Origin of the sequence: Pasteurella bettyae CCUG 2042 (genome assembly GCF_000262245.1) — a bacterium.
In the GTDB taxonomy this organism is placed as follows: domain Bacteria; phylum Pseudomonadota; class Gammaproteobacteria; order Enterobacterales; family Pasteurellaceae; genus Basfia; species Basfia bettyae.
Window position 1 is genome coordinate 1 of record NZ_AJSX01000027.1, and the last position, 24,369, is coordinate 24,369.

General features: G+C 37.3%; 17 protein-coding genes, 2 pseudogenes and 1 riboswitch. Of the genes and pseudogenes, 7 read left to right on the forward strand and 12 right to left on the reverse strand.

The annotated features are described in order from the left end of the window. The first annotated feature begins 111 nt into the window (after positions 1-111). Positions 112-935 (forward strand): annotated as a pseudogene (locus tag HMPREF1052_RS04755) (DUF5718 family protein). Positions 936-1,003: 68 nt separating this feature from the next. On the opposite strand, the gene birA reads toward HMPREF1052_RS04755, so the two are convergent. Next, positions 1,004-1,945, reverse strand: coding sequence for a bifunctional biotin--[acetyl-CoA-carboxylase] ligase/biotin operon repressor BirA (birA, locus tag HMPREF1052_RS04760; RefSeq protein WP_005760349.1), 942 nt, complete (start codon positions 1,943-1,945; stop codon positions 1,004-1,006). A gap of 154 nt (positions 1,946-2,099) precedes the next feature. Between birA and guaB the strand changes: the two genes are divergently transcribed. The 3 genes from guaB (at position 2,100) to guaA (ending at position 5,551) form a co-directional block, all read left to right on the forward strand. After that, complete coding sequence (gene guaB, locus HMPREF1052_RS04765) at positions 2,100-3,563, forward strand: IMP dehydrogenase (RefSeq protein WP_005760340.1); 1,464 nt, start codon at positions 2,100-2,102, stop codon at positions 3,561-3,563. Between the two features lie 78 nt (positions 3,564-3,641). Continuing rightward, positions 3,642-3,959 (forward strand): hypothetical protein, encoded by a 318-nt coding sequence (locus HMPREF1052_RS04770; protein ID WP_005760356.1) that lies wholly within the window; start codon positions 3,642-3,644, stop codon positions 3,957-3,959. Between the two features lie 20 nt (positions 3,960-3,979). After that, positions 3,980-5,551, forward strand: coding sequence for a glutamine-hydrolyzing GMP synthase (guaA, locus tag HMPREF1052_RS04775; protein WP_005760324.1), 1,572 nt, complete (start codon positions 3,980-3,982; stop codon positions 5,549-5,551). 293 nt (positions 5,552-5,844) lie between these two features. On the opposite strand, the gene cas2 is transcribed toward guaA, so the two are convergent. The 4 genes and pseudogenes from cas2 to HMPREF1052_RS04795 all read right to left on the reverse strand — a co-directional run bounded on the left by cas2 (position 5,845) and on the right by HMPREF1052_RS04795 (position 12,205). Then, entirely contained in the window at positions 5,845-6,171 is a 327-nt protein-coding gene (gene cas2 / locus HMPREF1052_RS04780) for a CRISPR-associated endonuclease Cas2 (protein ID WP_005760270.1), read from the reverse strand. Beyond that, positions 6,164-7,081 (reverse strand): type II CRISPR-associated endonuclease Cas1, encoded by a 918-nt coding sequence (gene cas1, locus HMPREF1052_RS04785; protein WP_005760301.1) that lies wholly within the window; start codon positions 7,079-7,081, stop codon positions 6,164-6,166. Before cas1 ends, cas2 begins: the two co-directional genes overlap by 8 nt. A gap of 54 nt (positions 7,082-7,135) precedes the next feature. After that, a pseudogene (cas9, locus tag HMPREF1052_RS04790) lies at positions 7,136-10,293 on the reverse strand (type II CRISPR RNA-guided endonuclease Cas9). A 253-nt stretch (positions 10,294-10,546) separates the two neighbouring features. After that, positions 10,547-12,205 carry a phospho-sugar mutase gene (locus HMPREF1052_RS04795; protein ID WP_005760338.1) on the reverse strand — a complete coding sequence of 553 codons (1,659 nt, stop codon included), beginning with the start codon at positions 12,203-12,205 and terminating at the stop codon, positions 10,547-10,549. Between the two features lie 258 nt (positions 12,206-12,463). On the opposite strand from HMPREF1052_RS04795, the gene HMPREF1052_RS04800 reads away from it, so the two are divergent. The 3 genes from HMPREF1052_RS04800 (at position 12,464) to accA (ending at position 15,142) form a co-directional block, all read left to right on the forward strand. Continuing rightward, positions 12,464-13,090 carry a DUF1919 domain-containing protein gene (locus HMPREF1052_RS04800; protein ID WP_005760294.1) on the forward strand — a complete coding sequence of 209 codons (627 nt, stop codon included), beginning with the start codon at positions 12,464-12,466 and terminating at the stop codon, positions 13,088-13,090. Between the two features lie 222 nt (positions 13,091-13,312). Further along, positions 13,313-14,029: a Sir2 family NAD+-dependent deacetylase gene (gene cobB / locus HMPREF1052_RS04805; RefSeq protein WP_005760306.1), complete on the forward strand. Its 717-nt coding sequence runs from the start codon at positions 13,313-13,315 to the stop codon at positions 14,027-14,029. A gap of 147 nt (positions 14,030-14,176) precedes the next feature. Continuing rightward, a complete protein-coding gene (gene accA, locus HMPREF1052_RS04810; protein ID WP_005760362.1) occupies positions 14,177-15,142 on the forward strand; it encodes an acetyl-CoA carboxylase carboxyl transferase subunit alpha in 966 nt (321 codons plus the stop codon). A gap of 142 nt (positions 15,143-15,284) precedes the next feature. On the opposite strand, the gene HMPREF1052_RS04815 is transcribed toward accA, so the two are convergent. From HMPREF1052_RS04815 to uvrD, 7 genes are all read right to left on the reverse strand, one after another. Further along, positions 15,285-16,268 (reverse strand): peptide ABC transporter ATP-binding protein, encoded by a 984-nt coding sequence (locus HMPREF1052_RS04815; RefSeq protein WP_005760284.1) that lies wholly within the window; start codon positions 16,266-16,268, stop codon positions 15,285-15,287. Then, positions 16,261-17,244: a dipeptide ABC transporter ATP-binding protein gene (dppD, locus tag HMPREF1052_RS04820; RefSeq protein WP_005760309.1), complete on the reverse strand. Its 984-nt coding sequence runs from the start codon at positions 17,242-17,244 to the stop codon at positions 16,261-16,263. The genes HMPREF1052_RS04815 and dppD overlap by 8 nt, the downstream gene beginning before the upstream one ends. Before the next feature lie 10 nt (positions 17,245-17,254). Then, positions 17,255-18,142, reverse strand: coding sequence for an ABC transporter permease subunit (locus tag HMPREF1052_RS04825; RefSeq protein ID WP_005760342.1), 888 nt, complete (start codon positions 18,140-18,142; stop codon positions 17,255-17,257). A gap of 18 nt (positions 18,143-18,160) precedes the next feature. Then, entirely contained in the window at positions 18,161-19,168 is a 1,008-nt protein-coding gene (locus HMPREF1052_RS04830) for an ABC transporter permease subunit (RefSeq protein ID WP_005760347.1), read from the reverse strand. Positions 19,169-19,305: 137 nt separating this feature from the next. Further along, positions 19,306-20,904: an ABC transporter substrate-binding protein gene (locus tag HMPREF1052_RS04835; protein ID WP_005760280.1), complete on the reverse strand. Its 1,599-nt coding sequence runs from the start codon at positions 20,902-20,904 to the stop codon at positions 19,306-19,308. Between the two features lie 181 nt (positions 20,905-21,085). After that, positions 21,086-21,961 carry an EamA family transporter RarD gene (gene rarD, locus HMPREF1052_RS04840; RefSeq protein WP_005760271.1) on the reverse strand — a complete coding sequence of 292 codons (876 nt, stop codon included), beginning with the start codon at positions 21,959-21,961 and terminating at the stop codon, positions 21,086-21,088. A 1-nt stretch (position 21,962) separates the two neighbouring features. Next, positions 21,963-24,143: a DNA helicase II gene (gene uvrD / locus HMPREF1052_RS04845; protein WP_005760312.1), complete on the reverse strand. Its 2,181-nt coding sequence runs from the start codon at positions 24,141-24,143 to the stop codon at positions 21,963-21,965. Positions 24,144-24,260: 117 nt separating this feature from the next. After that, positions 24,261-24,352, forward strand: a riboswitch (TPP riboswitch). Positions 24,353-24,369: the final 17 nt, after the last annotated feature.

The following is a 24,369-nucleotide window of genomic DNA, read 5'->3' on the forward strand; positions in this document are numbered from 1 at the left end:
AAAAATTTAAAATTTTTTTTGCTTTTGCATATTAATCAACCAATTTAGATTGTTTTGTGCACAGATTACCAGTAAAGTAATTCATTATTTACTCTATAATAGGTATAAGAAATGAAATATAAAAATATTATTGGCTTAGGTGTAGCTGGGAATTTTGCTGGTCATTTAGAGCAAGCTGGAGAAGCTGCGGACTTTGTTGCTGTAAAAACTGATGAAAAAATCCAACCTAAAGCAATCTTCCCTTTTTATGTACCCTCTGAAAAAGCAGGTTTCTTATCCATTTATCCTTTAAGTTCAGATACGCTGTCCCCCCTGGTGGTGACTCAGATAATCTTCAAATTGAACCTGAATTGGCCATTCTATGTGATATCGTCTATGAAAATAATAAAGTGGTTAATTTAATACCCTGTGCATTTGGTGCTTATAATGACTGTTCTATTCGTCGTCCAAATGCAAATAAAATTTGTGAAAAGAAAAACTGGGGAGCAAATACTAAAGGTCTATCAAACACCTTGTTCACATTAACAAGCTTTAAAATAGGATGCGAAGCAGATCAATATCATATTGCCTGTTTTCATGAACGTAATGGTGAAACTAATGTATATGGCGTGGATAGCCCTGTGACTGGCTATAGTTATTTTCACGAAAAATTGCTTAATTGGATTATAGATCGTATGAATATTCAGCCAGATCAGGGGCCAATGAACAATATTGCTGAATTAATCGCTTTGGCTAACTATCCTAAACAAGCGATTATCAGCGTAGGTGCAACTCGTTATACTAAATTTGGTGAAACACATTATTTACAAAAAGATGATACCAGCATTGTTGTGGTGTATAACGCTAATAGTTATACACCACAACAAATTGAAGATATGGCAAAAACTAAAACTTTCCCGAGTGATGTTTCTGCATTGATCCAGAAAGTTATCTAATCTTCAATAAAAGTGCGGTAAAATTTTTTAAAATTCCACCGCACTTTTATTTATCTATAATATAGTAGCTACCTACCTTTTCTCAACGACACTTCACCGCCATTAAATTTCATGATTTCGCCAGATTCTGTTTTAATAACAATGTAACCTCTCTCATCAATGCCTTGATTGACTCCGACAATAATCTGTTTATCCGTAATGATATTAACGAGTTCATTAATAGCAAAATCCATTTCACTCCATTTCTTACGAAAAGTTTCGTCTATTCCATGCCGTTCAAACTGGTTTAAATACTGATATAGTTTATTAACAACCTGAATAACTAATTGATTGCGATCTAAGTGCGGTAGAGATTCACATAATTCTGCCCAAGGTTGATCAATAAGATGCTCCTGTTTAGGCAAAGACAAATTAATACCGATTCCAACAATTACATTTAATAAACCATTTTTTCGATTAGCAATTTCAATTAGAATTCCCGCCAATTTACGCCCCGATAAATAAAGATCATTGGGCCATTTTAAATTTATTGTATTTGCCCCCGCACTTTTTAATGCATCCGCAATCGCCATACCAATCACAAGGCTTAACCCATCTAAAGATTTTCTAGGATCAAAGGTCCAATAAAAGCTCATAATTAACTGACCTGCAAAAGGTGATAGCCATTGACGCCCTCTTCGACCTCGCCCAGCTGTCTGGTGTTCAGATAAACATAAATCGCCTTTTTTTAATTCATCCAAATGTTCAATAATATATTGATTAGTCGAATCAATAATCGGTTTAATAATCACATTGCTTGGTTTTAATGCCTCAGATAAACGGCGTTGATCTAATAAATCTAATTGAGGAATTAATTGAACATCATTTAATGAACTATGAAAATGGAGGCCTTGAAATTGTAATGTTTCAAGTTGATCGAGTAAGTCTATTTTTGAAAGGTTTAAAAGTGCGGTAAGTTCTTCAAAAGAATGCGGCTGCCCATCCGCTAAAACTTCTAATAAGGTAGACATAAATTCCCTCAGTAAAAATTTAATTTATCTTTGTATCATACTTTTAATAGAAACTGAATTTTTTTTTAAATTTTATTTTAAAATGATTTTGAACCCTGTATAATACGTCCGCAATATTTTTTAACTTAACCTTATAACAAAGAGAGATATTGCAATGTTACGAATCAAACAAGAAGCCCTCACTTTTGATGACGTTCTTCTCGTCCCTGCACACTCAACTGTGCTTCCAAATACCGCGGACCTTTCTACTCAATTAACCAAAACCATTCGTTTAAACATTCCTATGTTATCAGCGGCAATGGATACAGTTACTGAAGCAAAACTAGCTATTTCTTTAGCACAAGAAGGTGGCATTGGTTTTATCCATAAAAATATGTCTATTGAACGCCAAGCAGATCGAGTGTGTAAAGTGAAAAAATTTGAAAGTGGGATTGTTTCTAGTCCTGTTACTGTTCGTCCGACTGCAACATTAGGCGAATTGGCAGAAATGGTGAAAGAAAATAAATTTGCAGGTTATCCTGTTACCACTGAAAATGGTGATTTAGTGGGAATCGTAACTGGTCGTGATACACGTTTTGTGAGCGACAAAGATACATTAGTTGCTGATGTCATGACACCTAAAGAACGCCTTGTCACAGTAAAAGAAGGCGCTGCTCGTGAAGAAATTTTTGAATTAATGCACCAACACCGTATTGAAAAAGTATTAGTTGTTGATGATGCCTTCAAATTAAAAGGTATGATTACCCTAAAAGACTTCCAAAAAGCAGAACAAAAACCTAATGCTTGTAAAGATGAATTCGGTCGCTTACGTGTGGGCGCTGCTGTTGGAGCGGGCCCTGGTAATGAAGAGCGTATTGAGGCATTAGTTGCTGCGGGCGTAGACGTACTTTTAATTGACAGCTCACATGGTCACTCTGAAGGTGTGTTACAACGTGTGCGTGAAACTCGAGCTAAATATCCTAATTTACCAATTGTAGCCGGAAACATCGCTACTGCTGAAGGGGCAATTGCCTTAGCAGACGCTGGAGCAAGTGCGGTGAAAGTAGGTATTGGCCCAGGTTCAATCTGTACTACTCGTATCGTAACAGGCGTGGGCGTGCCACAAATTACAGCGATTGCAGAAGCTGCTGAAGCATTAAAAGATCGTGGTATTCCTGTGATTGCTGATGGTGGTATTCGCTACTCTGGTGATATTTCCAAAGCGATTGCGGCAGGTGCAAGCTGTGTAATGGTGGGTTCAATGTTCGCAGGTACGGAAGAAGCACCAGGGGAAATCGAACTTTATCAAGGCAGAGCATTCAAATCTTACCGTGGAATGGGATCTCTAGGTGCGATGAGCAAAGGCTCGTCAGATCGTTATTTCCAATCGGACAACGCTGCTGACAAATTAGTGCCAGAAGGCATTGAAGGCCGCATTGCTTACAAAGGTTTCTTAAAAGAAATTATCCACCAACAAATGGGCGGATTACGTTCTTGTATGGGCTTAACAGGCTGTGCCACCATCGAAGAACTTCGCACCAAAGCGCAATTTGTGCGAATCAGCGGTGCAGGCATTAAAGAAAGCCACGTTCACGATGTGACCATTACCAAAGAAGCCCCGAACTACCGTATGGGCTAAGCTATAATAAGCGGTTAGATTTTACAAAATTTTTAAGCAATTTAAGCACTTGCATATTTAGTTAGGAGAATAAATCAAATGAAAAAATTAATTTTACTTTCAGTGGTATTTATGATTTCAGCTTGCGCAAATGATTGGTCATCCAGTGGCGTACCCGATATGTATGAAGGTCAGTCCCAAGAAAGCGTACTGAAAGCCTTACAAAAAAATAATTGGGTCATCAAAAAACAAATGACAGATGAACGTGGCGATCTATATTTAATTGCTGAAGGAAAATCAACTAAGCAGTTTCAAAATATTTTTGGTGCTAGTTGCCGACAAGGCAAATTTGCAATCTATAAAAAAGAAGGATTACAAGTTCTTGATACCTCTGGATGTGAAAATTCAGAGAAATGATTTACTTAAAGAGAAAACCAATGAACAACATTCATAATCATAAAATTTTAATTTTAGACTTTGGCTCACAATATACGCAGCTGATAGCACGCCGTGTGCGTGAAATTGGGGTTTATTGCGAGCTTTGGGCTTGGGATGTCACGGAAGAGCAAATCCGTGAATTTAACCCAACAGGGATTATTCTTTCAGGCGGCCCAGAAAGCACCACTGAAGACAATAGCCCACGAGCCCCTGAATATGTGTTTAACGCTGGCGTACCTGTGCTTGGCGTGTGCTACGGTATGCAAACCATGGCAATGCAGTTGGGCGGTTTAACTGAAACGTCCGATCATCGTGAGTTTGGTTATGCATCGGTTCAACTACAAAGTGCGGACAAATTATTTGAAAAATTAAATGATGATGTGACCGCTTGCGATCCAAAATTAGATGTTTGGATGAGCCATGGTGATAAAGTGACTCGCTTACCTGCTGGCTTCCAAGTTACAGGTGTTACGCCAACTTGTCCGATTGCAGCAATGTCAGATGAAAGCCGCCGTTTCTATGGCGTGCAGTTCCACCCAGAAGTAACCCACACCAAAAGCGGTTTAGCATTATTAACTAATTTCGTGGTAAATATCTGTGGCTGTGAGCGTAACTGGACACCTGAAAACATTATTGAAGATGCAGTAGCTCGCATTAAAGAACAAGTAGGCAATGATGAAGTGATTTTAGGCTTGTCAGGCGGTGTAGATTCCTCCGTAACTGCACTGTTATTACACCGTGCTATCGGCAAAAACTTGCACTGCGTGTTCGTGGATAACGGCTTACTCCGCTTAAACGAAGGCGATCAAGTAATGGAAATGTTCGGCGACAAATTCGGCTTAAATATTATTCGTGTGAATGCAGAAGATCGTTTCTTAGACGCTTTAAAAGGCATTGATGAGCCTGAAGCAAAACGCAAAACTATCGGCAAAATGTTTGTTGATGTATTTGATGACGAAAGCAAAAAACTCACCAGCGTAAAATGGCTGGCTCAAGGCACGATTTACCCTGATGTGATTGAATCTGCCGCAAGTAAAACGGGCAAAGCACACGTAATCAAATCACACCACAACGTTGGCGGCTTACCAGATTATATGAAATTGGGCTTAGTTGAGCCATTGCGTGAGTTGTTTAAAGACGAAGTTCGCAAAATCGGTTTGGCGTTAGGTTTACCAGCAGAAATGCTAAACCGCCACCCATTCCCAGGCCCAGGCTTAGGCGTGCGTGTGCTAGGCGAAATCAAAAAAGAATACTGTGATTTATTACGTAAAGCAGACGCAATTTTCATTGAGGAACTCTACAATTCAGGCTGGTACTACAAAGTGAGCCAAGCCTTTACTGTGTTCCTACCAGTAAAATCCGTTGGCGTAATGGGCGATGGTCGTAAATATGACTGGGTGGTATCACTGCGTGCGGTAGAAACCATCGACTTTATGACCGCACATTGGGCTCACTTGCCGTATGATTTATTAGGTAAAATCTCCAACCGCATCATCAACGAAGTCAACGGCATTTCCCGCGTGGTGTATGATGTCAGCGGAAAACCCCCTGCAACGATTGAGTGGGAATAAACTTTATTAAAATAAGCCCTTTTTAGGGCTTATTTTTGTTATATTGAAAATAATTTTTCTCGAATATATTTTAAATAAAAACCTATATCAAGTAATTTACTTTTTAATAATAAGTCAAAAAATTACGTTTAATAATACAAGTGTTGTATTTCGCAGTACTATAATCACATCATAAGGTAAGATCATTAAACCCTTGTTGTAGCTCCCTTTTTCATTTCGCAGTGCTATAATGGGATGCTAAAAAGCCTTGAAATACAGCGTTTCAAGGCTTTTTTCTTACATAAAAAATAGCACTAAAACAGCAAAAGTTGGTTGGAATTAACCTTTTTTTCTTGCAGTTTTTTCTCACCAACCAGAATTTCCATATTGGCAAATTGCTTTTCTGTGATAGAAATACAGCGAATTGCTCCTTCTTCAGGCAAATGTTCAACTAATCGTTTATGATGTTTTTCCATTGAATCACGACCACGCACAAGACGTGTGTAAATGGAAAGTTGCAACATTTGGTAACCATCTTTCAGTAAAAATTGACGAAACTGGTTGGCGGCACGCATTTTTGCCTTGGTTGTGACAGGCAAATCAAATAACACAATCATACGCATAAAAACATTCTCACTCATATTGATGCTCCGCAAGTGGTAAAATTCCAGGTAATTTTAGCAAATCACTATTTCGACTTATCAGAGCAGCTTGTAAAGAACTTACCGTTCGATCTATTGCCGTTAAAGCATTAACTTTTTCTTGTTTAAACAGTAGCTGATAATTCAGCACCTTAATTAAACACTGTTTTAACGTAGGTGATAAATGAAAGGAGAGTTTATCTTCATTGGCGAGCTTAACCACAAGCAAGTCTACCAATGGACGAAATGGTTCGATAAAATCGTCGGATAAATTAAAGGCATTGAGTTCACTGCGATGAAATAAGCCAATTTGCGGTAACCAGCCATACAGTACTAATGCCCTAGCCACCGCCGAACGCATAACCGTATAGCCATAATTTAAGGCACTGTTTATTGCATTTTCATCTTCCGTACGTTTAAATCCTTTACCAAATAAAGTTTGAAAATAAATGACCGCACTTTGAGCCTCTAAATTCTCCTTATCGCCAGATTTCACTTGTTCAGCCATTTTCAATAAGCGGTCAGATTCTATCTGAAATTTGCAAATTTTCAGCACGCTGGCTTGATTACGGATTTTCTGCTGTACAATCGCCTGCCATAGTTGTTTTTTCTGTGGCAAACTCGCATCTAGCTGTAATTTTAGCGTTTTTAATTGCCGATGATATTGATTAAACGGCAACCATTGTCCGCAAGGCAAAAATTGCTCATCACACGTTAAAAGCGTAATGCCATACAATCCAAAAGCAGACAATAACGGAATGGTAATCACGGTTTCCCGGCTTTCCACCACCACAATCGCAATATCTTCCAACGGAACAGTAAATTCATTGCCTTCCTGTTGAATTAACATCTGATTTTGGTGCAGAGATAATTTTCCACCTTTGCTAATTAGAATACTACGCCAAGTCATAGATTATTCCTTAAATACAAAAATCCCCACACTCGTAAAAGTGTGGGGATTGAATTAACGCACATTTTGTCGTTTAGTTAGACGACAAGGACGGATATTTTTGCCGAGTTCATCGACTTGGTATTTTTCAAATGATAGAGCTAATTTCACGCCAATACGATAAATCCCTTGTTTTCCTTTGGATTTTTCTAAATCGTGTTCTTTTATGACAATAGCTCCTGTTGCTCAATCTAAACCACCATAATAACCAAAGAATTCTTCTTTTTTCAATTTTACTTTGACAAGATCATTTGGATACATAGTAAAGATAAATTGATAACTTTCATCCATTTCAAGCCAATCAATTTCATCAATATTAGCAGTTACTGCCTTATTCGGTAAAATCCCTTTCGCTACTTGCCAAGTATAAATCGGTACAAGAAAGTATTTTCCGCCTTTGGTAAAGACATCCACTCTCACCATCAACGCATTATCCGCCACGCCATTGCCATCACGTACGAGAACTCCTGATTTTTGCACTTTTTTCACACGAACTGCTTTGACCAATGCTCCACCTTTTTTATAAAACGGCTCAATAAAGGCTTTGGCAGGATCGTTACCAAATAGCTCTAAGCGTTCTTTTAAGGCTTCATACAATGCCAACTCACGTTCACGATTGACCATATTCTCTAAATCAGCTAGTTTCAGTTGCGTTAAAGGTACTTTTAACACGCTAATCCCTTCATCTAAACGTTTCGCTGATTTAATGGTTTCCATATGCCCTTGCCCTGTCATTTTGCGAGTAGGCATTCTCGACACAAACAACGGTTGCACAAATTCGTGATTATATTGCGGGTAATCAGGCAAACGATTTTCAAGTTCTAATTTAGGATTCTCACTAAAAATACGAATCTCTACATTTTCTTTGAAAAACTTCCAAGGTGTAGGAAAATACAGAGGAATAATTTCACCTGTTTCACGATCAATACGTTCACCACTAAATACATTACCCTCTTCATATTTCACAAAGCGAGTAATTTTTTGCTGCATTGCCACCGTTGAACAAGCAATCACCACTGCATCTAAGGCATGATGGCGATCGTTATCATCTCGCACTTTCTGTAACCCCCAACGTCCACGCAATAATGCCGTAATTTGCCCATTTGAAGCAAACACTTTGCGTTTACCTTTACCCGTCAACAACATATTATCAGCAATAAAATTACACAAAAAACGAGCCACATAACGAGTGTCGTTTAAATTCCGTTCAATAAAGCTTTTTTCATCTAATTTATGACTTAAAATATGTTGTTTTTTCCTATGAGAGAAACAGCAGGTTTGTACTCGAGCCACAAAATCTTGCCAACGTTTACTATTATTTTTGCCATCTAACCATTCATAAGGTGTTAAATTGCCTTTATTCTGGTTTTCATTGGCAAGCATACTTTGTTATTAAAGCTGTCATCCCACGTACGAGAAAAAGGCAGGGCGTGATCCACTTCCACATAGCCTTTTTCCAACAAGCGATTAGGATCAAATGATTTGCCTGAATATAAACATTTCGATTGTTGCAACTCATACAAACGCAATTTCAAAATGTCTTTACCTTTTGGCTCGCCGACAAAATTCGGGAAATATTCTTTGAATTTTTTCACCGCACTTTCACGCTGTTCGCGGTTTTCTTCTTGCTGTTTTTCCAGTTTTTTACGATCTTGATAGGATTTGCCCACTTTACGCCCTGTTTCAATATGAATACGAGCAGGCGAGCCGTATAAACGCACCACCGCATTGATCACTTTGCGGGCTTGGGTCAGTGTGCGTAACACTACAGGATTGTGGATTTCATTAGCTGGAATGGCAGGCAACAAACGGCAAGATTCTGCTGATTTTTTACCATAATGATCGCCATAAACTGCTGAAACCGCTTCATCATAACGTTGCCCCTGTAACATCAATGGCAAAATTTTCTGTAAGGCTTTGAGTGAAAGCTGAATAAATTTATCGAAATTCAGATTTTCCAATAACACGTTCAATACCTTTTCAGACAATTTACCGCCTAAATAATGACTAATATCATCATCGGTTTTATATAGCGAAAATGCCGTGCCGATTTCATCAAGCAACGCAGAATCATTTTTAAGCGTATTCCATTCGTCTTTTAAATCTGCCCCATCCAATGCCTTACGAATTTGGTGGTAGGCTTTCATTTCCATTAACGTGGTTTTACTTTCCACCGTTTTTTTATCTTCGCCTTGATAACGCACACCTTTAAAAATTGCTTCATCAGACAATTTTAACAGTGTCCTAACTTGAGCATAAGTGAGTTTCGCTTTTTCATAAGGCTGATCGAGCAAAACAAAACGCTCGCTATCAGTTAAAGCTCGCTCCGCTCCTTGTTCTAAAATGCGTAAATTGTTCAGTTTCGTCAGCCACACAAAACGCTCGGCAGAGTAGCTATTTTTCGCTGCTTTATATTCGGTTGGCTCAAAAGTACATTTCCCCAACATTTTTAAAATGGCTTCACCTGCCAATGCTGGCTTTTGCCACATTAAAAGTGCGGTCAAATTTTCCAATAATTTTGAAGAAGTGTGCAGATTGCCCAATTCGGTTTGACGTTGAAATAGCAATTCCATTTCCGCCAATAAATCCAAACGGCTAAAGGTGTGCGTATAATCCCCACGCTGATTGCGAATATGCCCATCCTCCGCTTGGAATTTATGCACTGCAATTTCCGCTGGCGTACGATATTCGTCCGTCTGCAAAATTTGATGATTGGTCACTACACCTGACAGCAACGCCCCCAGTTCCTTATTTTCACTTTTGCTTTCATTTTTGCGTTGCGACAAATAGCCACGACGTTTCAATAAATGTAACAATACTGCTGCCCATTCTTGGCGTTCTAATTTGTGATCTAAACCTTTTACACGAAGTTGCCAAACATCGTTTGGTAAAATCTCATCAACTGAAAGCAGAATATTTTCAGCTTTAAGCAAGCGTTTCGCCTTTTTAATCCGCGCAGCACGGCGTTTCACTAAACGGCGAGAAGAACGAGCCAAACGACGAGCTAACGCCAAACTTTCGCCTGTTTTTGCTACTTCAGCTCGCTCAAAAGTACGCACGCCCACATCAATTAAGCGAAGCGGATTTCCCTGCTCATCAATCTCCACTACAGCCCAACCCACAGATCCTATTCCTAAATCTAGACCTAAAATATAGTTTAATGGTTTCAACATATTCATTATTCTCCCACTCATTAGAATTGAATATTATAGACTCTACTTTTACCATAATATCAATAGAAAATATATTGACTTTCAGCTAGTGCCTAGATATTATTTTCCCGTTGTAATAGCACTGCGAAATGAAAAACGTTGTTACAATAAGAGAAAAATTTCTCGCAACGCTCTGCCCCTTGGACTTCGGTTCAAGGGGCATCGTTTATAAAAAAAGCGAACATATTTGTTCGCTTTTGTTTAGTTTTTATTTTTAGCAATCTTGTTTACCATATTGCTCTTGTCTAAGCATTGCTCTCACTGATGCATCAAAGTTTGCTAATACTTGGTCTGCATCTGCTGAATCTTTGCCTTTAGCGTCTAAGTAGAATTTGATTTTTGGTTCTGTTCCAGATGGACGCACAATTAAGCGACTTCCATTTTCTAACATAAATACCAAAATATTATTTTGGCGTTCAGTTTTTAAATGATCGAGTGCTTGTGTAACTTTGAATCCGCCAATTTCAGTTGGTGAATTGTTACGAAGTGCGGTCATTAATTTAGAAATTTCACTAAGATCACTAACACGAATTGAAATTTGTCCGCTCACATAAGCACCAAAGGTTTGATTAAAATCTTCCATATAATCTAGAATAGTTTTACCTTGATGTTTTAAGTAACGAACTAAATCTAAGAACATAACGGCAGCTGAAATACCATCTTTATCACGAACTTTATCAGGATCCACTAAGTAACCTATTGCTTCTTCAAAGCCAAATAGCAAACCTTTTACTTTACCAATATATTTAAAGCCTGTTAGGGTTTCTTCTGAGTCTAAATGATATTTTTTAGCAATTTCTGCTAAGGCTGGTGAGGAAACTAATGAACAAGCTAGCACACCTTTTTTATTTTGTGCATGATATTGTTGAGCTAAATACCAACCAAATAAGCAACCTAATACATTACCATGTAAACTTTTCCAATTGCCTTGCGCATCAGGGATAGCGACTGCCAAACGATCCGCATCTGGGTCGTTAGCAATAATGAATTCTGCATTTTTCTCTTTTGCCACTTTAATCGCTAAATCCAATGCACCTTTTTCTTCTGGGTTTGGAAAATTCACGGTTGGGAATGTGCCATCAGGATAAATTTGTTCTGGCACTAATTGTGGTTGAGGTAAACCCGCTTTTTCAAGCGTTTTACTTAATACTTCATAGCCTACACCATGCATAGCCGTATAAACATAATTAATCTCAGATGATGGCTGTTTTGCTAAGGCGGCTGTTTTTTCAATATATGCATTCACCACTTCATCATCTAAAACAACAATATTTTGACTGCGAGGTAAATCAGCAATACTTCCTTCCGCTACTTTATTAATTAATGCTGCAATCTCTTTATCTGCTGGAGAAACAATTTGTCCACCACCATTTTCTTTACCTAAATAAACTTTATATCCATTATCATCTGGCGGATTATGGCTTGCCGTAACCATAACACCTGCTGAAGTGTTCAAATGATTAATCGCATAAGCTAACACAGGTGTTGGTAATTTACGAGGTAATAAATAGGCTTTTACTCCTGCACCAGCCATAATTTCAGCCGTGTCACGAGCAAAAACATCCGAATTTTTACGTCCATCATAACCAATCACAATAGATGGTTGTTTATCGTATCCTTTAATATATTCAGCCAAACCGCCAGCAGCTTGTGCGACTAAAACACGGTTCATCCCCATAGAACCTGCTTGTAAGCGTCCACGTAACCCCGCAGTACCGAATTCCAAACGTCCATTAAAACGGCTTTCTAATTCAATTAAAGCTTGTTCATCACCTAGTTTTGTTTTTTCAATTAATTGAGATAATTCTGCACGAGTTTCACTATCGGGATCTTGTGCTAACCACTTCTCAGCAATATTTAAAATAGTTTTCATCGTTCTTCCTTTCGTTTTTGAACAAATATGAGTAAAAATGTTATTAGCCTATCGGAAAATAAAGAAAATTCAAATGTTTTATTATACTTTTCTTTTCTATTTGTGATCTATTTCGCAAGCAAACGGTTGCTGGTATTTATATGAAAAATAAAAGAAAATTTTGCCGAATAAGACCGCACTTTTATTTCATCTCATAATGAGTAAAATAATCCTAATTGAAGTCTAAAATTTTACCCTATCAATTAGAGAATAAATATCATGCAAAATTTAATAAAAAAAGCAATCAATAGATTTTTACGTCAATCCATTAATCAAAAAAATCGTCAACATCTGACAAACCATGATATGACTGTAATTTCCAGTAATTGCAATGGTGCTTTTATCTTGCATGATTTAGGCGAAAAATTTAATTCGCCTTTTGTGAATTTATATTTAGAACCTGCTGATTTTATTAAATATTTGCAAAATATTGATCATTATATGCAAGCTAAATTAAATTTTGTGGCTTCCGATAAACATTATCCTGTAGGGAAATTAGAAGATCTAACGATCCATTTTATGCACTATCATTCTGAAGATGAGGCAAGTCGTAAATGGATAGAACGAACTAAACGGATGAATTTAGATAATCTTTTTATTTTAATGACAGATCGTGACGGTTGTACTTATGAGCACTTACAAGCCTTTGATGCACTGCCGTTTCCAAATAAAATAATATTTACTCACAAAAAATATCCAGAGTTTGCATCTTCACTTTATATACCTGGTTTTGAGCATCAATCACAAGTAGGAGATTTGTTTGAATTTTCAGGTTGGAATGGTAAAAAATTTTATGACCAGCTAAACTATGTCAACTGGTTCAATACAGGCAAATATCAAAAATAGCAATATTCTTAGTCATTTTCTTTGCTATAAAGGCAATGAAATTTTATAAAATAATTTGATTTAATAGTGCGGTATAAAAAACTAAAATTTTCTGTTTCGCTACCGCACTTTACCAATCTGAAATTACTCTACAGTTTTTTGATCCATATCTATATTTAATTGCCCAATTTTATTGAGATAGGAGTATCATAAAACAGTTGATTTTATATTGAGAGTTAAGCTATGCCAAAATTACCTAAAATTGTTGTATTAACTGGAGCGGGTATTTCAGCTGAATCAGGAATCCGCACCTTTCGCTCTGAAGATGGGTTATGGGAAGAACATCATATTGAAGATGTTGCCACACCTGAAGGTTATGCCAGAAATCCTCAGTTAGTGCGTGAATTTTATAATGGTTTACGTCATAAATTATTTGATCCTAAAATTCAACCGAATGCAGCACATCTTGCACTCGCAAAATTAGATGAAAAATTCGGCGATAATCTGCTAATTGTTACACAAAATATTGATAATTTGCATGAACGTGCAGGCTCAAAAAACGTTATTCATATGCATGGTAGTTTATTAGAACTTCGTTGTGAGCATTCAGGCAAAGTGTATGCGTGGGAAAAAGAATGGACTGCGCAAGATAAATGCACTTGTTGCCATACTCCTCAACCTTTGCGTCCTAATATTGTATGGTTCAATGAAATGCCTCTGGCAATGGATCGTATTGATGAAGAAATTCGTGATTGTTTATATTTTATTTCTATTGGAACCTCTGGAAATGTATATCCTGCCGCCGGTTTTGTACAAGAAGCTAATTTCAATGGTGCTAAAACTATTGAATTGAATCTAGAACCTAGTAAAGGTCGAGCAGCTTTCAGAATTGGTCACTACGGGCCTGCCACTGAAGTTGTACCTAAATTTGTCGAAGAAATGCTTTTTTTATATTGCTAATTTGTTCATAGTCAAAGTGGATAAACCTCATAAAAAATCACAGATTTTTATACCAAAAGAGCGTAAAATAAGTCTCACATTTGCACCACTATAAAAATACTGGTAAAGTGCAATTATTATTTTGTGTTAAGGATATTGAGAACAAAAATGAGTCAACAAAACCAAACTGAATATTTAGATTTTGAACTACCAATTGCTGAACTTGAGGCAAAAATCGAATCATTACGTTCTGTGACAGATAAAGATAATAAAATCGATCTTAATGATGAAATCAAACGATTACAGAAAAAAAGTAAGGAATTAACGAAGAAGACTTTTGCTGATTTAGATGCATGGCAAGTTTCTCGTATGGCTCGCCATCCTAATCGCCCTTATACCTTAGACTATATTTCTCGTATTTTCACAGAATTTGAAGAATTGGCTGGTGATCGTGCTTTTTCTGATGATAAAGCTATTGTTGGCGGGCTAGCTCGTTTAGATGGGCGCCCAGTAATGGTTATTGGGCACCAAAAAGGTCGTACAGTAAAAGACAAAGTGTTACGTAATTTTGGCATGCCTGCACCTGAAGGCTATCGTAAAGCATTACGTTTAATGCAAATGGCAGAACGTTTCCGCTTACCAATTATTACCTTTATTGATACCCCAGGAGCTTACCCTGGTGTAGGTGCTGAAGAACGAGGACAATCTGAAGCAATTGCTCGAAACTTACGTGAAATGTCAACGTTAACTGTGCCAGTTATTTGTACTGTTATCGGTGAGGGTGGTTCTGGCGGTGCCTTAGCCATCGGTGTTGGTGATAAAGTTAATATGTTGCAATATAGTACTTACTCTGTTATTTCTCCTGAGGGCTGTGCTTCAATCCTTTGGAAAAGTGCAGAAAAAGCTTCAACCGCAGCAGAAGTCATGGGATTAACTGCAAGTCGTCTAAAAGAATTAAATCTAATCGATAATATTGTTCAAGAGCCTTTAGGTGGTGCACATCGTCATTATGATGAAATGGCTAAAGCCTTAAAAGAGCGTATTTTAAATGATTTAGAAGAATTAGATACACTTGATAAAGAAAGCTTATTAAAACGTCGCTTTGAACGTTTAATGAATTATGGTTACGTATAACCAGCTATTATAAGATAGAGCAAAAAGAAAACGGTAAGATTTTGTCTTACCGTTTTTTATTACGTGCTGATAATTATAAAATTGAGACTAAAGTGCGGTAAAATTTACAAAAATTTTCTATTTCACTACCGCACTTTTTAAATTAATCCACCATAAAACAAGCAATACGACTGCCATCTGGATAGGTTTTTAATACTGGCTGTTCTTGTCGGCATTTGTCTGTTGCTAAACGACAACGAGCATGAAAAGCACAACCTTTTGGCGGATTCAATGGACTTGGTAGTTCCCCTTCCAATTTAATACGCTCTGTGCGTAACTCAGGCGATAATCTTGGTGTAGCGGAAAGCAAAGCTTGAGTATAAGGATGACGTGGATTTTGGAAAATAGACTCCACAGTTCCTTGCTCGACACAACGCCCTAAATACATCACCATGACTTCATCAGCAATATGCTCTACCACAGAAAGATCGTGGGAAATAAACACATAAGATAATCCCATTTCATGTTGTAGATCCATCATTAAATTTAATACTTGAGCACGTACTGAAACATCTAATGCAGAAACAGGTTCATCTGCAACGACGATATCAGGTTGTAGCATTAATCCTCGAGCAATAGCAATACGTTGACGCTGACCACCAGAGAACATATGTGGATAACGATCATAAAATTCTGGACGAAGCCCTACTTTAGCCATAATTTCTAGCACTCTTTTTTTCCGTTCTGTAGCGGAAAGATCAGTATTAATGACTAAAGGTTCTTCTAAAATTGTCCCAATTTTCTTGCGAGGATTCAGTGAACCATAAGGATTTTGGAAAACAATTTGAATTTTTTGACGACGTAATTTCTGTGTGGCTTTATCATTCACTAAAAAATTTTGCCCGTTATAAAACAATTCTCCTGCTGTTGGCGTTTCGATCATCGTTAAAAGGCGACCTAATGTTGATTTACCACAACCAGACTCTCCTACCACAGCTAAAGTTCTACCACGTTCTAGACGGAAAGAAACACCATCTAAAGCCTTGACCATTTGAGGTTTAGCAAATAGCCCTTTCTTCACTGGATAATATTTTTTAAGTTTGACAGCATCAAGCAATGGTGCTGTTTGATTCATTTGCTCAGTCATTGCTTGGTTCTCCTTGTGCATTTAATGGTGTATGGCATTTCACACGAGCTGAATCTAACTGTCTTAATTCAGGCTCTACTTGACGACAATGATCTGTCGCATAAGGACAACGTGGATTTAACAAGCAACCTTGCGGTCTATCATATTTGCCAGGAACTACACCAGGCAAAGAATCTAAATGAGATTTACCTTCTGCAAACTCGGGTAAGGATCTTAATAAAGCTTGAGTATAAGGATGCTTAGGTGCCTTGAAAATTTCATCTGCAATTCCTTCCTCAACAACTTGCCCGGCATACATCACAATAATACGATGAGCTGCCTCGGCGACTAAGGCTAAATCATGGGTTATCAGCACTAATGCCATATTTTCTTGTTTTTGTAAGCTTAATAATAAATCGACAATTTGTGCCTGAATGGTAACATCTAATGCAGTTGTCGGCTCATCAGCAATTAACAGTTTCGGTTTACACGCGATAGCCATAGCAATCATTACCCGTTGTGACATTCCTCCAGATAACTGATGTGGATAAACCTCTAATCGTGATTCAGGGGCTGGAATGCCAACTTGTTTGAGTAATTCAATTGTACGTTCACGACGTTGTTTTTTACTTCCACCTTGATGTGCTTTTAGTGCCTCCATAATCTGATAACCAACGGTATAGCAAGGATTTAAACTGGTCATCGGATCTTGGAAAATCATTGAGACTTCCGCTCCCACTAATTTCCTTTTTTGTTTTTCGGTTAAGCTTAATAAATCTACGCCATCAAATGAAAGAGACGCTGCTGAAACACGTCCAGGATAATCAATTAACCCCATAATAGCTAAAGAACTAACAGATTTACCCGATCCTGATTCACCTACAATTCCTAATATCTCACCATTATCAATGGAATAACTAATACCATCTACCGCTTTAAATGGTATGTTGTGATCGCCAAAATGGACAGAAAGTTGGTTTACATTTAATAATGACATCATCCTCTCCTTACTGTTTTAATTTTGGATCGAGTGCATCACGTAAGCCATCGCCCATTAAATTGAATGCTAATACGAGAAGCAAAATAGCAATACCAGGAATCGTCACTAACCAGTTAGCTGATTGCATAAAGCTACGAGCTTCTGCCAACATTGTACCTAGCTCTGGTGTAGGAGGTTGGGCGCCAATGCCTAAAAAACCGAGTGCTGCTAATTCTAGGATAGCATTGGAAATTCCCATGGTCATTTGCACAATCAGTGGAGCCAAACAATTAGGTAAAATAACGATAAACATTAATCGTAATACACCTGCACCAGCAACTCGAGATGCCATTACATAATCACGATTTTTTTCATTCAATACAGAAGCACGAGTTAATCTCACATAACTCGGCACTGAAACTATTGCGATGGCAATTGCTGCATTAAATAATGAAGGCTCAAGTATGGTGACTAATGCAATAGTTAATAATAAACTTGGAATAGCCATCATAATATCAACCATGCGCATAATCATGATATCAACCATGCCACCGTAGTAGCCTGCTAAAACGCCAAGCAAAATGCCAAGTACACAAGATAAGACGACAATGATCAAGCCAATAAATACCGACAATCTTGCACCATAAATAATGCGAGAAAGAATATCACGACCAATATCATCTGTTCCTAATAAAAATGCACTGGAACCTTTTTCTAACCAAGCAGGTGGTAACAATAAGGCATCTCGATGTTGAGCAATTGGATCATAAGGAGAGACATATTGTGCGAATACACACACAAAGAAAACCACAGCAATAAAAGCCAATCCAATGACGGCACCTTTATTCTGTTTAAAATAATACCAAAATTCCTGTAAGGGCGTTTTAGGTATAGGTGAAATTATTTCAGTTGCCATTAAAAGATCCCACAAATTCTATGAATTATGGCGGATACGCGGATTTACCACGCCATAAAGCACATCAACAAATAAATTTACAACAATAATAATCGTAGCAATAATTAAAACTGAACCTTGTAATACAGGGTAATCACGAGCATTAATAGCATCAATGATCCACTTGCCAATACCCGGCCAAGAGAAAATATTCTCGGTTAATACTGCTCCTGATAAAAGCTGTCCAACAATTAAACCAACAACGGTCACGACAGGGATCAATGCATTACGTAAAGCATGGATAATGACGACTCTTGTGGTGCTTAAACCTTTTGCTTTTGCTGTACGAATATAATCTTCCCCCAATACTTCCAACATAGATGAACGGGTCATACGTGTTACCACTGCAAGAGGGATAGTACCTAAAACAATAGCAGGCAAGATAAGCGATTTAATCGCCGCTACAAAAGCTCCAGGTTCTCCTGAATTCCAAGTATCAATCAACATAAATCCTGTATCAAAATCGATCCAAAATTCATCGGATAAACGACCTCCAGCAGGTAGTCCAAAGAAATCAGACACATAAAGAATTAGAATTAATCCCCACCAGAAAATAGGCATTGAGTAACCTGTTAAAGAAAGTGCGGTGACTGAGTGAGATATCCAACTATCCTTCTTTACTGCAGCAATGACACCAAGAAATATCCCTACAATCAATGACCACAACAAAGCAAAAAAAGCTAATTCAACTGTTGCTGGAAATAAAGTAAAAAATTCTTTTAATACGGGTTCATTATTTCTAAATGACTGACCAAAATCGCCCTGTGCAATACCTTTGACATAATTAAAATACTGCTCTGCCAATGGTTTATCTAAGCCCATTTGTGACATCATTTGTGCATGAACAGCTGGGTCAACGCCACGCTCTCCCATACGAATTTCCACAGGATCGCCTGGAATTAAATGGACTAAAGCAAACGTAATTAAAGTAATGGCCAAAAATGTAGGGATAACCATTAGAATACGTTTGAGAACAAATTGAAACATAAAAACTTCTCGTTAGGTTTTGTTATCATTAAGATATGAAAGTGCGGTCAAAATTTGAAAATTTCTATTTGATAAAAAAATATCAAATCAATTTTCATCAACAAATTTTGTGATTTTATACCGCACTTTTAATAGCATTATTCAGCTAAACCAACACCATAGAAGTTATGTAATGCAAAAGGACTCATTACATAACCTTTTACTTCTTTACGAATTGGTTCATAGTTCACAGAATGCACAATGGTGATCCAAGGTGCTTGTTCTTTGAATAGAACTTGAGCTTGTTTATAAAGATCTGTACGCTGTGCTTTATCTGAAACTTGCGCCGCTTTAATAATTAAAGCATCAAAGTCTTTATTACAGAATTTCGCATAGTTAGATCCTTGTGCGACGGATGCACAATTTAATAAAACACCGAAGAAATTATCAGGATCGCCATTATCACCATTCCATCCCATGAAGCCAGTTGGATGTTCACCATCACGCATACGTTTCAGATATTCACCCCACTCATAGCTTACAATTTTGCTCTTCACGCCGACTTTTTCCCAATCAGCCTGGATCATTTCAGCTGCACGACGTGCATTAGGATTGTATGGGCGAGAAACTGGCATTGCCCAAATTTCAGTTTCAAAACCAGCTTCTAAACCAGCTTCTTTTAATAAAGCTTTAGCTTTTTCTGGCGAATATTCATAATCTTTAACCTCATCGTTATAGCTCCACATGGTAGAAGGGATTGGATTTTTAGCTACCGTTCCAGCGCCTTGATATACCGATTTAACAATGGCATCTTTATTTACCGCATAGTTCAACGCTTGACGAACTTTGATATTATCAAATGGTTTTTTCTGAACGTTAAAGTTTAAGTAGCCAATGTTTAAACCTGGTTGTTCTAGCATGGTTAAATTAGTATCCGCTTTCATTTTTTCAATATCTGCTGGATTTGGATATGCCATAACCTGACATTCATTTTTTGCTAACTTAGCTGCACGTACCGTAGCATCTGGTGTAATTGAGAACACTAAACGATCTACTGGTGTTTTGCCTTCCCAATAATTTTCAAAGGCTTTATAACGAATCGTAGAATCTTTTTGATAAGAGACAAACTCAAAAGGCCCCGTACCTATAGGTTGAGCATCAACTTTTTCTGGTGTTTTTGCTTTTAGCATGGCATCTGCATATTCTGCTGAAAGAATTGAAGCAAAATCCATAGCCAAGTTAGCAACAAAAGGCGAATTAGGAACGTTTAAAATAAATTTAACCGTATAGTCATCCACTTTTTCCACTTTATTGATGATATTCGCCATATCCATACCTGCAAAATATTCATATTGACCACCAGATACTTTGTTATATGGATTATTTTTGTCCATTTGACGAGAGAAAGAAAAAACAACATCATCAGCATTGAAATCACGTGTTGGTTTAAAATCTTTGTTACTGTGAAACTTCACACCTTTACGCAAATGGAAAGTGTATTCTTTGCCATCTTCTGAAATATCCCAACTTTCAGCTAGCGAAGGAACCACATTAGTTTTACCTTTCTCAAAAGCTGTTAGGAGGTTATAAATGGCTTGACCAGATGCATCAATACTGGTGCCATCTGTGACCAATTGTGGATTAAAGTATGAAGGTGAAGCTTCAGAACAATACACTAAGGTTTTAGAGCCAGCTGAAGCTCCCATTGACACTGCTAATGCAAGTGCAGATAGAGTAAGTTTTGTTAATGTTTGCATAATAATTTTCTCATAATTAAAGGAAGTTAAACGATTGCTTAATGCAAGATAATATTACAAAAAGGCGAATTAATAATCTATAGGATCGTTCTTTTATTTAACAAAAGAAAGGAGCATTGAAATATTATTCAATTTATTTATCTCAAATTAAGATAAATTAACGTTTGAATATCCCACAACATTAAATAGATTGTCGCTTAAAAGCAACTACGCCATCAATAATTAATAACACAATGGCAATCGTTAAGCAGAACATTAACATATAAGAGTTAGATTGTAAAGACTCTCCGATGATGAAAGAGACAATTAGCATAGATAAAGGTTCTAAATAGCCTAATAAACCTAATAAATTGATAGGAATAAGTTGGCTACACAGAATGTAAAGAATTAATGCAACACCACCAACGAGACCTAATAAAAATAACCAAAGATAAAAATTGGCATTTTGTGCATAAGAATAACTTAGATCTACTTGTGCAACAAAATAAATACCAGAAGGAATAAGAATCAGCATTTCTAATAAAAAAACTGATAAGGTTGCCAGTTTGAATGTTTTTCTTAAGCCAAAATAAACTGGGTAACCAATGCAAACTAACGCACTTTCCCAAGAAAATACGCCAGTTAAAATAACTTTGCTCAGGACGCCAATAGCTGCGAATAAGATTGCTACTTTTTTCCAGCGAGAAAGGCGCTCTTTATAAAAAACTTTACCAAATAACACCATGACTAATGGCATTAACAAATAACCAATAGATACATCTATCGCCTTACCATTATTCGGTGCCCATAAATAAAGCCACATTTGTATCCCCATCGATGTTGCCGTGATAAGCACGATGATAATTAACAGGGGTTCCGTGACTAGCCGCTTAAGCAGTAAAACAAATTCTTTTTGTTGGTTAAGCAAAATTAGTGCCAATATAACAAAAGGGGTCGTAACAAACAAACGCAATCCATATAAACCTTCACCTGATACAGGTTGAATCAAGGTGGCAAGGAAATATACTCCACCGAATAATAGCGAAGAAATAATGGAATAAATAATACCTCTAATCATGTTAAATCTTTTCTAATTTGGCTAAATGAGCAATCAACCATTTGATACCCTGACCTTGGAATGCAATTTGTAAGCGAGTATTGTTGTCTGAACCTTCAACATTAATCACCGTCCCAATTCCAAATTTAGCATGTTTGACTTTTTGACCAGTTTTCCAATAATCTTGGCTATCAGCAGAAATTTTCACAGAACCGACCGCACTTTGGTTGTAAGCACGAGTCACCGTACCTCGTAAACGCACGGACTGGATACATTCTTCAGGCAATTCATTAATAAAACGAGAAGGAATATGTCTTTCTTCTTTTCCATATAAACGACGGCTTTCTGCATAACAAATTGTCAATTTTTGTTTTGCACGAGTAATTCCGACATAGGCTAAACGACGTTCTTCTTCTAGACGACCTGGTTCTTCTAAAGACATAAAACTTGGGAAGATGCCTTCTTCCATGCCAACCATAAATACACGAGGGAATTCTAATCCTTTGGCTGAGTGTAATGTCATCATTTGTACGCTGGATTGATGAGGCGAAGCTTGTTCATCGCCAGCTTCTAAAGAAGCATGAGTTAAGAATGCAGTCAAATCTGTCATTTCTTGTGCATCATCAGGTTTGATAAATTCACGGGTAGCCGAAACTAACTCTTCCAAGTTTTCAATACGAACCTCTCCTTTTTCTCCTTTCTCTTGTTTATACATTTCATATAAACCTGAGTGCTTAATCACAAAGTCTGTTTGCTCAAACAATGGCATTTCTGCGGTTTCTTCAGCTAATGAATTAATCAACTCACAAAAACGCTGTAATGCGGTAGCTGCACGACCAGCTAACTGATTTTCATGAATTGCAATTTGTATAGCTTGCCATAAAGTAATTTCACGTTCACGAGTTAAGTTACGTAAAATATCTAAAGTTCGATCACCGATACCTCTAGTTGGCGTATTAATTACACGTTCAAAAGCTGCATCATCTTGGCGATTTGCAATTAAGCGTAAATAAGCTAACGCATCTTTGATTTCTTGACGTTCGAAGAATCGCATTCCTCCGTAAATACGATATGGAATTTGTGCCCGAATAAGTGCTTCTTCAATCACACGTGATTGACTATTGCTACGATATAAAATCGCTATATCATTGAAGCAACCACCATCTTCTAACCAAATCTTAATTTGAGAAGAGACAAAAAGTGCTTCATCTAATTCATTAAATGCGGCATAAATTCCCACAGGATCGCCTTGTTCACCATCCGTCCATAAATCTTTACCTAGGCGGTTATTATTGTTTGAAATTAATTGGTTGGCAGCCTGTAGAATATTGCCTGTAGAACGATAATTTTGCTCTAAACGAATGGTTTGAGCTTGATGGAAATCATCAAGGAATTTTTGAATATTTTCGATTTGTGCACCACGCCAACCATAAATAGACTGATCATCATCCCCAACAATCATTACATTGCCTGTTTCACCTGCTAATAATTTGATCCAAGCATATTGAATTTTATTCGTATCTTGAAACTCATCCACCAATATTTGCCCAAAGCGTTGCTGGTAACGTTGCAGAATCACAGGTTTCTTGAGAAATAACTCATAAGCACGTAATAAAATTTCAGCAAAATCCACCAACCCCGCACGATCACAAGTATCTTGATAAATACGATAAATTTTAATACATTCTCGTTCTTGGCGATCATTATGATCATCAATTAGGTTTGGTCTTAAACCCTCATCCTTTTTATTATTGATATACCAGCAGGCCTGTTTTGCTGGAAACATTTTCTCATCATAATTATGCAATTTAAGTAAACGCTTCATTAGACGAAGTTGATCCTCGCTATCCATAATTTGGAAATCTTGTGGCAAATTGGCATCCACATAATGAGCACGTAATAATCGATGAGCAATACTATGAAAAGTACCGACCCACATACCTGATAGAGAATGAGAAGAATGGGGAGTTAATGTTGATTCAATACGATGACGCATTTCTGCTGCGGCTTTATTTGTAAAAGTCACCGCCATAATACTACTTTCAGAAACGCTTTCGACAGCAATTAGCCAAGCAATACGATGAGTTAAAACTCGAGTTTTTCCACTTCCCGCACCTGCCAACACTAAATAGTTACCAAGCGGTGCAGCTACAGCTTCACGTTGCTTATCATTTAAACCATCAAGTAATTCTGAAATATCCATTATTGCCCACTACATTTTGCTGTTTATTTTTACAGGGGATTATAAGGGTTATATATGCTTTGTCAATGTAATGAGTCAACCCTATTTACAATTAAGAGAAAAGGTTTTATATTGTTCCCCCATTAGTCGGGGTGCTGAAAAATCGGCTGAGAAATACCCGTGAACCTGATACAGTTAACACTGGCGTAGGAAACTAATTATCCACATTTTTCTCTTTCGTTTATGT

Bases quoted from the DNA above. Each gene is read 5' to 3' on its own strand.
- HMPREF1052_RS04830 (WP_005760347.1), bottom strand. From the start codon at position 19,168: ATGTTTCAATTTGTTCTCAAACGTATTCTAATGGTTATCCCTACATTT.
- cas1 (WP_005760301.1), bottom strand. From the start codon at position 7,081: ATGACTTGGCGTAGTATTCTAATTAGCAAAGGTGGAAAATTATCTCTG.
- guaA (WP_005760324.1), top strand. From the start codon at position 3,980: ATGAACAACATTCATAATCATAAAATTTTAATTTTAGACTTTGGCTCA.
- HMPREF1052_RS04815 (WP_005760284.1), bottom strand. From the start codon at position 16,268: ATGACTGAGCAAATGAATCAAACAGCACCATTGCTTGATGCTGTCAAA.
- HMPREF1052_RS04835 (WP_005760280.1), bottom strand. From the start codon at position 20,904: ATGCAAACATTAACAAAACTTACTCTATCTGCACTTGCATTAGCAGTG.
- cobB (WP_005760306.1), top strand. From the start codon at position 13,313: ATGCCAAAATTACCTAAAATTGTTGTATTAACTGGAGCGGGTATTTCA.
- cas2 (WP_005760270.1), bottom strand. From the start codon at position 6,171: ATGAGTGAGAATGTTTTTATGCGTATGATTGTGTTATTTGATTTGCCT.
- accA (WP_005760362.1), top strand. From the start codon at position 14,177: ATGAGTCAACAAAACCAAACTGAATATTTAGATTTTGAACTACCAATT.
- dppD (WP_005760309.1), bottom strand. From the start codon at position 17,244: ATGTCATTATTAAATGTAAACCAACTTTCTGTCCATTTTGGCGATCAC.
- HMPREF1052_RS04770 (WP_005760356.1), top strand. From the start codon at position 3,642: ATGAAAAAATTAATTTTACTTTCAGTGGTATTTATGATTTCAGCTTGC.
- HMPREF1052_RS04800 (WP_005760294.1), top strand. From the start codon at position 12,464: ATGCAAAATTTAATAAAAAAAGCAATCAATAGATTTTTACGTCAATCC.
- uvrD (WP_005760312.1), bottom strand. From the start codon at position 24,143: ATGGATATTTCAGAATTACTTGATGGTTTAAATGATAAGCAACGTGAA.
- birA (WP_005760349.1), bottom strand. From the start codon at position 1,945: ATGTCTACCTTATTAGAAGTTTTAGCGGATGGGCAGCCGCATTCTTTT.
- guaB (WP_005760340.1), top strand. From the start codon at position 2,100: ATGTTACGAATCAAACAAGAAGCCCTCACTTTTGATGACGTTCTTCTC.
- HMPREF1052_RS04825 (WP_005760342.1), bottom strand. From the start codon at position 18,142: ATGGCAACTGAAATAATTTCACCTATACCTAAAACGCCCTTACAGGAA.
- rarD (WP_005760271.1), bottom strand. From the start codon at position 21,961: ATGATTAGAGGTATTATTTATTCCATTATTTCTTCGCTATTATTCGGT.
- HMPREF1052_RS04795 (WP_005760338.1), bottom strand. From the start codon at position 12,205: ATGAAAACTATTTTAAATATTGCTGAGAAGTGGTTAGCACAAGATCCC.